The organism is Flavisolibacter ginsengiterrae DSM 18136 (assembly GCF_059568575.1).
The window spans coordinates 360,948-369,298 of record NZ_JCANTR010000003.1 but is presented as its reverse complement, the minus strand read 5'-3'; the positions used below and the strand labels follow the sequence as shown (position 1 = coordinate 369,298).

The following is an 8,351-nucleotide window of genomic DNA, read 5'->3' as shown; positions in this document are numbered from 1 at the left end:
TTTTTGAGCTGGTTCCATTGCGGCTATTGGGGTACTCACAGGCATCAGGAGCATGCTTTTCATAGCCTACATGATTGTCCATTTCTGCCTGAAGCATCTCCTGGATAGCTTCTTTAAAGACCTGTTGCAATAAATCGCTGATGCCACCAGCACTGGATTGTTGCTTTATCTGCTCTTTGAGCAAAAGCTTTAATTGTTCGCTGACTTCCATAACAATAACTGTGTTTTAAAGTTAACCAATATCGTCCGGCAACAGCAGCAGAGGTAATCCTCATCTTCCAACTGCTGTGCCTCCCTATCCCTTTACACAGTTATCTAAACACTACCTATAATAACACCACTCTTTCCCGGCCATCACTGATGTATATACCGCCTTTGAGCCGCCTCTTTAAAGGGGCGGCTCAAAGGCGGTTCAAAGGCGGCTCATACACGGCTCAAAGGCGGCGCATACTAGCTGAAAGATGGTAGGAGTTAATTTATTGAATGGGTTGAAACCCTTTAATAAGTAAGTGAAAAAATTGCCCGGCTATGCAGATATTAAAAGATGAGGATACTGTAGTACCTTTGGCGGCTCAAAATGAACCGAATGGATGTAAAGAATAATATATTGGAAACAATTGGAAATACGCCTTTAGTAAAATTAAATAAGATAACCAGGGATCTGCCTTGCGATGTATATGCCAAGGTAGAATATTTCAACCCGGGCAATTCTATTAAGGACAGGATGGCTGTGAAAATGGTTGAAGTAGCGGAAGCTGAAGGTAAATTGAAACCAGGCGGGACTATTATAGAATGCACATCAGGCAATACAGGTATGGGTTTGGCAATGGCAGCCGTGGTAAAAGGCTATAGGTGCATTTTCACTACAACTGATAAACAATCACAATCTAAAGTTGATATATTACGCGCTTTAGGAGCAGAAGTGATCGTGTGCCCCACCAATGTTGAACCTGAAGATCCGCGCAGCTATTATTCCGTAGCGGCAAGACTGCAAAGGGAAATACCCAATTCATTTCTGATGAACCAGTATGACAATCTTGCCAACCGCCAGGCCCATTATGAAAGTACAGGCCCGGAGATCTGGAAACAGACTGAAGGCAAGATCACGCACCTTGTGGTAACTGCCGGTACAGGAGGAACAGTGACTGGAACTGCCCAATATTTAAAAGAAGTAAATCCCAATATCCAGATCTGGGCTATTGACGTTTATGGATCCCTGCTTACCAAATTTTTCAGAACAGGAGAAGTTGATATGAACGAGGTACATCCTTATGTATCTGAAGGATTTGGAGAAGATTTTGTTCCCCAGAACTATGACATGAGTGTGATCGATTATTTTGAACAGGTGACAGATAAGGATGGGGCCATAATGACCAGGCGCCTGGCTAAAGAGGAAGCTTTATTCTGCGGTTACAGTGCAGGTAGCTGTATTCAAGGTCTGAAACAATTAAAGGATAAATTGAAAAAAGGCGATGTGGTTGTAGCCATCTTGCACGACCATGGCAGCCGCTATGTGAATAAGGTGTACAATGACCAATGGATGGCTGAACGTGGATTTTTTGATGTCAAATCTTTTAAAGATGTGGTCAACGCAAGAGGTAAACAAAAACTGATCACCATTGAGCCAGCACAATCGGTTGCAGAGGCGGTGGAATTGATGAAGAAATACGATATAGAACATATCCCTGTAACCAATAAAGATGGGGAGATCGTCGGTTCCATCAGTGAGGGGGGATTGTTTCAAAAAGTTTTCAGCAACCCCGAGATCAGGTCAGAGAAAATAGAGCAGGTAATGGAAAAAACCTTTCCACTTGTTGCATTTGATACAGCTATTGAAAAACTTGGCACATTGATCAACAAGGAAAATGGTGCCGTACTGGCTAAGGACGAAAGTGGGAACTTCCATATAGTTACCAAATACGATATTATACAGGCATTGGCCTGATGTCGGATGTAAGCGTTTTTTGCTCATAAGTGAAACCACTTAGGGTGTTCATAAGTGTTATAAATTGCATACAAAAAGCAACGGAATCGTAATAACACCTGCCAACCCTATAGTTTATTTTTAATTATAAAAGTTACAAAAGCCTTAATCAATAAGGCTTTTGTAATTATTACCAGGCAATTCTACTTTACATATTGATTTGAACATCATTGATGTTTCGTAAAACCCCGCACTGCAGATTCGTTATTTTCCTACTACTACCTGAGATGCTTTACGATGCCTATAGTATTTACCATAGAAGTAAAAAAGAGTAATCATGCAATTGTACGGCCTGCTTGCAGCTATTAGTTTTGTATGCAGAAGTTGATTGGTATAAACAACCAATATCCAGGAAAAGCAAAACCAAAATCCAAGATCCAAAATACCGAAAGGTATTCCAAAACCGTCCAGTAAAACATTATCCAGATCCTTCGAAAAACCACGGTTAGAATCCAATATCAATCAACTTCTCCTTTTTAGGAAGCATCCTGTGAAAACCAATATCGATGTAAGCTGGTATCCTTGAAATCCCGTTTTTAAAATCCAATCCTTAGTTAAGCCATCCAGTCCTCTGAAAACCGATCCGACGAAGAAGACTGTTAACCTATCACCATGCTCCTGCAGAATTGCCAGGAGATAACCCTATCCTCCTGCATTATTGATAAAATAAAGCAGGAGGACGGTGATAGTGATGGCATTTTAAAAGTAAATACCTTCCCCACTTTATCCTTTAATTATCACATTGAATTGTTCTGTTAGCTGTGTTGCGCTCATTGTATAAATTGCATCATGCCTTTGTATGAAGACCAGTTAAAGCGTAGCGTAGCAATTTCAAATTTCCCCAAAAGGATCATTTCGGTTGTTCCATCGCAAACGGAATTGTTATACGATCTAGGCCTGGACCATGAGGTCATAGGCATTACCAAATTTTGTGTTCATCCAGGAACCTGGTTCAAAAACAAAACAAGAGTTGGAGGCACCAAACAGTTGAACCTGGACAAGATCCGTAGCCTGCAACCTGATCTCATCATTGCCAACAGGGAAGAAAACGTACAGGAACAAATTAACGAACTGGCTAATGATTTCCCGGTCTGGGTAAGTGATATAAATGATCTGAACGATGCTTTATCCATGATCACATCTATCGGTATCATTACTGGCAAAGAAGAAAAGGCGGAAAACATACGAAACAGGATTGAAGAAAATTTTGGGATTTTAAAAGCGGCTATACATGATAAGAAGCAGGCGGTGTATCTTATCTGGAAAGATCCGCTTATGACGACAGGAGGAGATAATTTTATCAATGAAATGATGAAATATGCGGGTTTCAGCAACCTGTTTCAAAACCAAACCCGTTACCCGGTAATTACACCTGATGATATTATAAATAAAGCCGGTGAAGCTAATTGCCTGGTTTTACTTTCCTCGGAACCATTCCCTTTCAGCACAAAGCACATTCATGAACTACAACAACAAATGCCTGGTTACACATTTATATTGGTAGATGGTGAGATGTTCAGTTGGTATGGAAGCAGGCTCGAAAAAGCACCTGCTTACTTTTTGGAACTTCAAAAGCAAATACAGTCTTTATACTTATTTTAGATCATGCAGGAGCCAGATAAACCCTCAAAAAAGAAGTTTTTTTATCCCGTCAATAAATCCTTACGCAATTACTTAAAATTGAACGGGCGAGAGGTCAACCTGCCCCTCTCCTATAATGACCTGTTGAACATTACCTATTCCATACCGTTAAAGGACAAAAATGGCCAGGATACGCTATGGGAAAAAGCTCTGTATGATATGCGCGACTGGGAGTATATCAAACAGGGATTGATTAACCTTTATGCGCTATTGAAAACCGAAGGTGATTATACATTTACCAAGCACCTGGACGTAGCCCGTATAGATTACTGCACCTTTGGCAATTCCAATCCCTTTCGCATCCGTATCGTTAACCGGTTCAATGATAATTATGACCATTATTATATTAAGAAAGAAGATGCTTCCAGGGTGTATGGCCTTGAACTGGAACACCTGCTTTCGCCCAATGCCATAACTTTTTTTACTGGCAGAAACACGCTGGTAGAAGAACATATACCAGGTTTGCCTGGTGATATTTTTATAAAGGATTATCTGGAACGGCCGGAAACCAACAAGATCAGGCTGGCCAAAGAGTTTGTCAAATTCAATGAGCGATGTTTTGTAAGGTTGCTGGGCGATATGAGGAGCTATAATTTTGTGGTGAACTTCACTCCTGATATTGAAGATTACCAATACCGCATCCGGGCCATTGATTTTGATCAGCAGTCTTATGAAGGAAGAAAGAACATGTACCTGCCACAGTTCTTCAAGGAAAACCTCCCTTATGTAGAGCTAACATTAAAATACCTGAACAAGGATTCCATTGAACAATACCAGGCCGAAGAAAGGACGCTAATAGCATACCGTATGGCCTCATCACGATATCGCATCAAGGATTTGCTGGATATCATGACGCGTGATGTCATTTCCACGGAGGAAAAAGTAGATCAGTTGAGAGCAGAGCTTTTCCAACATTTCGGGGCTAAAATATTCCTGAGGTGCAGAACCATGGGCGACCTGGTGAAACAAACTATGCGATACAGCTTAAAACCCCACCTGTCACGGATTCAGCGAAATTTGGGAAAGCTCACCGACAAGACAATATGACAATAATTATCTTTTTTTATCTCCTTACTACCTTATCTTAGCGCCGCTTAAGAACGATTGCTTGCTTTTGGGAAAATTAATTAAACAAACAAACCCGAAAGAGTCAAGAATGAAAAAATATCAACCAGGAGTGCTTTTTGGCGATGAACTTGAAGCACTTTTAAAAGATGCTAAAGACAATGGATTCGCTTTACCGGCAGTCAACACTATTGGTACAGACAGCATTAATGCTACGTTAGAAACAGCTGCCAAGGTAAACTCTCCTGTGATCATCCAGTTCTCCAATGGCGGTGCGCAATTTATAGCGGGTAAAGGAATGCCGAATGATAAATTGCAGGCAAACATTTCCGGTGGAATATCAGGTGCACTACACATCCATAATGTAGCAAAGTATTATGGAGTACCTGTAGTATTGCATACTGACCACGCGGCTAAAAAATGGTTGCCGTGGATCAGTGGTTTAATTGACGCCGGCGAACAATATTTTAAAGAAAAAGGTCAGCCGTTGTTCAGTTCCCACATGCTGGACCTTTCCGAAGAGCCTATTGAAGAGAACATTGAGACCTCTGTTCAATTTTTCAAACGCATGGCACCCCTGGGTATGGCACTGGAAATAGAGTTAGGTGTTACGGGTGGTGAAGAAGATGGCGTCGATAATAGCGGGATCGAAAATGATAAACTATATACACAGCCAAAAGAGGTAGCTTATGCCTATGAAGAATTGAAAAAAGTAGGCAACCTGTTTACTATTGCAGCTGCTTTCGGTAACGTACACGGCGTGTACAAACCAGGAAATGTTGAATTAAGGCCAGATATCCTGCGCAATAGCCAGGAGTATATACAGCAACACTTTGGCACAGCCGAAAAGCCTGTTTATTTTGTTTTCCATGGAGGTAGCGGTTCGCCACAAAACCAGATCCGCGAAGCTATTAGTTATGGTGCGATCAAAATGAATATTGATACTGACCTGCAATGGGCTTTCTGGGAAGGCATCCTTGGTTTTTACAAAAAGAATGAAGGGTATTTGCAGGGCCAGTTAGGCAATCCGGAAGGAGAAGATAAACCTAATAAGAAATTTTACGATCCGAGGGTATGGCTCCGCAAAGCAGAAGAAAGCTTTTCCAAAAGACTGGAAATAGCTTTTGAAGATCTGAATTGCATTAACCGCAACGCCTGATCATAAGATACTATCTGATAACCTGTTATCAGGAAGTTTAATAAGGGACTGAAAGAATTGCCCGCTAAACTTTCCTCATAACAGGTTTTTTTATTTAATTCCTTCATTTCTTCGCTACGGTTATTCTTTGGGTACTCTCCTATCTTTGCCTGCTATTTGCTTTTATTATAATACTAACGATCATGCCTGCAACAACCAGGGAATTATTGGGAGATAAGGGGGAGTACCTTTTAACCCATACCTGCAAAACCATTGACAAGTCTGTACTCCATTTACCTTCCCCAAACCATATTGATGAAATCTGGACCGGCAGTAACCGGAACAACCAGGTATTACGCAGCCTGCACAGCTTATTGCATCATGGAAGGCTGGCCGGTACGGGATATTGCAGCATCTTTCCTGTAGACCAGGGTATTGAACACAGTGCCGGTGCTTCTTTTGCTCCCAATCCTATTTACTTTGACCCGGATAATATTATAAGACTGGCCATTGAAGGCGGTTGCAATGCAGTTGCTTCGAGTTTTGGCGTTTTGGGTATCATGAGCAGGAAATATGCACATAAGATACCATTTGTGGTAAAGATCAATCATAATGAATTTCTGAGTTATCCCAATAAATATGACCAGGCCCTTTTTGGATCGGTGAAAACTGCCTGGAATATGGGTGCAGTAGCTATTGGAGCCACCGTTTATTGGGGAAGTGCTGAAAGTGCAAGACAACTTAAGGAAGTTGCAGAAGCATTTGAACAGGCACATGAATTGGGTATGGCAACCATACTATGGTGCTACCTGCGTAATAACGCATTCAAGGTAGATGGCATAGATTATTCCACAGCAGCTGATCTCACCGGGCAGGCCAATCATTTAGGAGTGACCATCCAGGCAGATATTATCAAACAAAAACTGCCGACCAACAATGGTGGGTATAATGCTGTTAATTTTGGAAAGACGAATAAACTGGTCTATGATCAATTAACTACCGATCATCCCATTGACCTTACCCGCTACCAGGTACTAAATTGTTATAATGGCCGTGTTGGACTGATCAATAGCGGTGGGGAAAGTAAAGGAGCATCTGACCTTGCAGACTCTGTGGCTACGGCTGTCATTAACAAAAGAGCTGGAGGCATGGGCCTGATATTAGGCCGGAAAGCATTTCAAAGACCCTTTGGCGAAGGCGTACAACTATTGAATGCCGTACAGGATGTATATCTCGATGAGTCAATAAGCATAGCTTAAAGACCTGCAAATAAAGAAAGGCCGGTCGATAACCGACTTTCCTGTTTAAAGAAAAACTGTTTACTATTTTATTTTTAGTGCCAGTGATACCTGGTTGGAATTCAGACCATTACTCCTATTGTAATGACCGTATCTTAACTCCAAACTATTTAGTTTTTGAATCCCTAGTACACCTTTGGGTGGTGAGAGCCTGATGCCTGCGCCATAATAATTGCTGGTAAATTTCGAGAGATCATAGTCACTGGAAAAGAAAGTCTCACCAGGTTTGTGGGCGCCGTAGGGAGCGAAATAGTCAATACCATTTTGGGTATAATACCGGTAAAATGGACTTAGAGAAAAAAACGGGGTGATCTTTATAGGCGCTTCCAGGTCTATAGTGTGAGCAGCCAGACCCCAGTCATCCTGGTAATACCTGTAAAAAGAACGCAATATGACCTTGTCCCCAAAGAAATAATTAGCCCTTAATCCAAGCGGTATTTTAAAGCGATGATCTGGCAACGTTTCAGACTGTAAGGATCCATCGGTAAAATATACCCGCTGGTATTTTGTTGCCAATAGTCCATTTTGATAAGTTGGTTCAGCAACCAACAATACCTGAAGGTTTTTATTGACCACCTGCGATAGTGAAAGGGAGGCGCTGTAGGAATTCCTGGGTTCTGAAGGATAATCATCATGCTCCCGGTTATTCCCGGTATTTTGTCTCAATTCTATTGGCAATATGACCGACCATTGATCCAGGTAGGCCTGGAGCTTACCGGTGAATTCCCTGTTATTATCTTTTGAGGCCTTGGTAAAGCTGGTACCAATACCAATGGACCTGTAGTCAAATTCATTGGAAAAAGACGCATTCAATCCAAATGTTGTCTTTTTTTCTTCATTCTGAACACTCCAGGAAAGAGAGGGATATATTCTTGTATCGGCAGAAGAAGCCGAGGAAATAGTATAAGGATCTATTTTGTCAGATGAAGCAGAAGAATAATGGTCTACCCCCAGCTCAAAAGACAGGTTATGCTTCCTTAGTTTCTTATCATATTTTGAAAACTTCAATTCTATGGTGTTGGCAAAATCTGTAAGATCCTCTGTTCCAATACCACCTGTTACGGCTGAGTTATTACCATTTTGTTTATAATACCCTGAAACAAAATCTATTTCATCGAGTTGCAGTTTCCTGCTTTTGTAGGCAGTACTATCTGTATTTTGAGAAAATGCACTTAAGATCCCGATATACATGCCTATGGCCGTTAGCGTTAGCTTTCTCATGTTC

7 protein-coding genes are annotated in these 8,351 nt (G+C 41.3%); 5 read left to right on the top strand and 2 right to left on the bottom strand.

Annotated elements, in window-relative coordinates:
• On the bottom strand, positions 1-211 hold a 211-nt coding region (locus BP74_RS05445), incomplete at its 3' end, for a transposase (protein WP_496371852.1).
• A 375-nt stretch (positions 212-586) separates the two neighbouring features.
• On the opposite strand from BP74_RS05445, the gene BP74_RS05440 reads away from it, so the two are divergent.
• The 5 genes from BP74_RS05440 to BP74_RS05420 all read left to right on the top strand — a co-directional run bounded on the left by BP74_RS05440 (position 587) and on the right by BP74_RS05420 (position 7,087).
• Positions 587-1,945 carry a pyridoxal-phosphate dependent enzyme gene (locus BP74_RS05440; RefSeq protein ID WP_496371851.1) on the top strand — a complete coding sequence of 453 codons (1,359 nt, stop codon included), beginning with the start codon at positions 587-589 and terminating at the stop codon, positions 1,943-1,945.
• Positions 1,946-2,773: 828 nt separating this feature from the next.
• Positions 2,774-3,586: an ABC transporter substrate-binding protein gene (locus tag BP74_RS05435; RefSeq protein ID WP_496371850.1), complete on the top strand. Its 813-nt coding sequence runs from the start codon at positions 2,774-2,776 to the stop codon at positions 3,584-3,586.
• Between the two features lie 3 nt (positions 3,587-3,589).
• Complete coding sequence (locus BP74_RS05430; protein WP_496371849.1) at positions 3,590-4,672, top strand: hypothetical protein; 1,083 nt, start codon at positions 3,590-3,592, stop codon at positions 4,670-4,672.
• 109 nt (positions 4,673-4,781) lie between these two features.
• Positions 4,782-5,849 carry a class II fructose-bisphosphate aldolase gene (gene fbaA, locus BP74_RS05425; RefSeq protein ID WP_496371847.1) on the top strand — a complete coding sequence of 356 codons (1,068 nt, stop codon included), beginning with the start codon at positions 4,782-4,784 and terminating at the stop codon, positions 5,847-5,849.
• A gap of 182 nt (positions 5,850-6,031) precedes the next feature.
• Positions 6,032-7,087 (top strand): class I fructose-bisphosphate aldolase, encoded by a 1,056-nt coding sequence (locus BP74_RS05420; RefSeq protein WP_496371845.1) that lies wholly within the window; start codon positions 6,032-6,034, stop codon positions 7,085-7,087.
• 63 nt (positions 7,088-7,150) lie between these two features.
• On the opposite strand, the gene BP74_RS05415 is transcribed toward BP74_RS05420, so the two are convergent.
• A complete protein-coding gene (locus tag BP74_RS05415) occupies positions 7,151-8,347 on the bottom strand; it encodes a DUF3570 domain-containing protein (protein ID WP_496371843.1) in 1,197 nt (398 codons plus the stop codon).
• Positions 8,348-8,351: the final 4 nt, after the last annotated feature.